3 protein-coding genes are annotated in these 2,871 nt (G+C 64.6%); 1 reads left to right on the top strand and 2 read right to left on the bottom strand.

Translation table 11 applies throughout. The annotated features are described in order from the left end of the window. Positions 1-1,208, bottom strand: a 1,208-nt coding sequence (locus tag AC4FAH_RS05990; RefSeq protein ID WP_490245768.1) for a S1C family serine protease, incomplete at its 3' end; no start/stop codon positions are given. Between the two features lie 187 nt (positions 1,209-1,395). Here AC4FAH_RS05990 and AC4FAH_RS05995 point away from each other — a divergent pair. After that, on the top strand, positions 1,396-2,163 hold the full coding sequence (locus AC4FAH_RS05995; protein ID WP_054555098.1) for a Nif3-like dinuclear metal center hexameric protein: 768 nt from the start codon (positions 1,396-1,398) through the stop codon (positions 2,161-2,163). A 100-nt stretch (positions 2,164-2,263) separates the two neighbouring features. Here the strand turns inward: AC4FAH_RS05995 and AC4FAH_RS06000 are convergent, their stop codons facing one another. Continuing rightward, complete coding sequence (locus AC4FAH_RS06000) at positions 2,264-2,716, bottom strand: Z-ring associated ZapG family protein (RefSeq protein ID WP_043332529.1); 453 nt, start codon at positions 2,714-2,716, stop codon at positions 2,264-2,266. Positions 2,717-2,871: the final 155 nt, after the last annotated feature.

The raw sequence follows: 2,871 nt of genomic DNA on the forward strand, positions 1-2,871 counted from the left end.
CGCAACTCCAGCGCATTGCCGGGTTTGACGGCGGCGATGTCGGCCATGGCCAGGCGAGCATCCAGCAGGCGCTTGCCGCCGATGGCAGTCAGGATATCGCCCGGACGCAGGCCGGCACGCGCGGCAGGGCCGTCACGTAGCACGGCGGCCACCACCACGCCTTGCGGGGCGCTCAGGCCGAAGGAGTGCGCCAGCGACGGCGTCAGCTCCTGCACTTCCAGTCCCAGCCAGCCACGAATCACGCGCCCGTGGTCGACCAGTGATTCGAGAATGTCGCGCGCCAGGTTGGCGGGGATGGCAAAGCCAATGCCCTGCGAGCCGCCGGAGCGCGAATAGATGGCGGTATTGATGCCGACCAGTGAGCCGTCGGTGTTGATCAGCGCGCCGCCGGAATTGCCGGGGTTGATCGCGGCATCGGTCTGGATGAAGTCTTCATAGGCGTTCAGACCAAGATGGTTACGTCCGGTGGCCGAGATGATGCCCATGGTGACCGTCTGGCCGACCCCGAAGGGGTTGCCGATCGCCAGCGAGACATCGCCGACGTGGACCTGGGTGGAATCGGCGATCGCCACGGTGGGCAGGTTGTCGAGGTCGATCTTGAGCGCCGCGAGGTCGGATTCCGGGTCCACACCCACGACCTTGGCGAATGTCTCGCGGCCATCACGCAGGGCGACCTGAATCTGGTCGGCACCCTGGATGACGTGGTTGTTGGTCAGGATATAGCCGTCACTGGAGAGAATGACGCCAGAGCCCAGGCTCGACAGCATGCGCTGGCTGCGCAGTGCGTCTTCCCCGTAGAACTGGTTGAAGAAGGGGTCGGACATCAGCGGATGCTTGCTGTCGTCCTTGATCTCGCGCGAGGAGTAGATGTTGACCACCGCCGGTGCGGCGGCGTCCACCGCGGCCTGATAGCTGGCCGGGCCGCTGTTGCGCTGCAGCGGCGGTGCTTCACGCAGTACCGGGTCTGCCGATTCCTCGCGCTGCGCCGCTGACAGCGTCAGGCTCGGAGGCGGCAGCACCTGCTGATTGGCGGCAGAGTTCTGTGACGGGCTCGGGTAGGGGGTGTTGCCTGCCTGCTCGTTCTGCTGTGGGGCGGGTTCGCCCAGACCCAGCGTCGGAAAGCGGTCCAACACGACGACGGCCAGCAGGACGCCGGTGACGACGGGCCACAGTAGCGGGAGCAGTGTGCTGCGAAGAGAACGGGGCATCGGATTACCTGATAAAAAGTCCGCGCACCGACGCGATGCTGCGGACATAGAAGATGAGTAGCCTGAAGATCCACGTGCCACGCGAAGGGATGGCCCCGGTCAAGGCGCGACACGCTTACATGGCGCCGATGCGCCGTTACAATGCTCGCCAGTGTAACACTCGATGACTCTGACTGCTGGAGGCCCAATGGCTGATCGTGACACGCTGATGAAGGCGCTGGATGGCTGTCTGGAGGCGCAGGCCTTCAAGGACTATACCGTCAATGGCTTGCAGGTGGAGGGGCGCCGTGAGGTGCGCCGCGTGATGACCGGCGTGACGGCCAGTCAGGCGCTGCTTGATGAGGCGCTCGCCTGGCAGGCGGACCTGGTGCTGGTGCATCACGGCTACTTCTGGAAGAACGAGCCGGCCCAGATCACCGGCATGAAGCGTCGGCGCCTCAAGACCTTGCTGGCCAATGACATCAATCTGGCGGCCTATCACCTGCCGTTGGATGCGCACCCGACACTTGGCAACAATGCCCAGCTGGCCGAGCGTCTGGGGCTGGTCAGTGAAGGCTGTCTGGATGGCGTGCCCGGGCGTGGTCTGGTGCATGTCGGGCGTCTGGCCGCTGAGGTGGAAGGGCTGGACAGTACCGCGCTGGGGGCCGAGTTCAGCCGGCGTCTCGGGCGTGAGGTGCTGGTCGTGGCCGGCCATGATCGCCCCATCAAGCGCATTGCCTGGTGCACCGGCGGCGCTCAGGACTATATCGGTCTGGCCATCGAGGCCGGTGTCGATGCCTTCCTCTCGGGCGAGATTTCCGAGCGCACCACCCATAGCGCCCGCGAAGAGGGAGTGACCTACTTCGCGGCGGGCCATCATGCGACCGAGCGTGACGGTGTGCGTGCCCTCGGCGAGTGGCTGGCCACCGAACATGGCGTGGAGCACCGCTTCGTGGATATCGACAATCCGGCGTGACATCTGATGCCGGAAACGACAACGGCCACCTCGAGAGGTGGCCGTTGTCGTTGTCGCTGTCGTTTTCAGATGCCGTGAGAGGTTCACGACAGCAGGACGATCAGATACGCGGCGGGTTGGTAGCCGGTGTCTCGCCTTCGCTCGGTTGCGGCTTGAGGCCGAAGTCCTCTGACAGGGTGCCACGGTTGTCGGCGTAATCACGCGGCAGGTCGACCTTGTCGGTCTCGCTGTCGTCCGGCGTGGTGTCAGTGTCCAGCAGGCGGCGCTTGAGCTGGCTGTCATCGCACAGCGCGGTGGCGCCAGTGGCCAGATGCTGGCGCAGCTCATTGCCGGCGCGCTGGATCTGGTCGGTCAGGTCGCTGGCCTTGGAGAAGTGGTCGTTGAGGGCATCGCGGAACTGGGTCAGCTCCAGCTCGCGCTCAGCCAGCTTCTGGCGGGTCTTCTGATTGCGGGCCACGTTGGCATTCAGCAGGTGGTAGCACAAGGCGCCGATACCGATGCCAGCCAGAAAACAGGCAATGGCCAGGATCCAGTCAATGTTGCTCTCGTTCACGTCGCTCTCCTTGTGTCACGACTGCGGTGATCGTCACCGCTGGGGCATGGTAGCGCTGAGATACGATGCCGGTATTCAATGATGTTCCATCACGCCGATCTCGGGATCGGTCTGGTGTCCAGCAGGTCAGCGCCGCTTGCCGCTGTCCTTCTTGC

It is taken from the genome of Cobetia sp. (assembly GCF_983723665.1).

Coding starts and splice junctions, on each gene's coding strand:
- AC4FAH_RS05995 (WP_054555098.1), top strand. CDS start 1,396: ATGGCTGATCGTGACACGCTGATGAAGGCGCTGGATGGCTGTCTGGAG.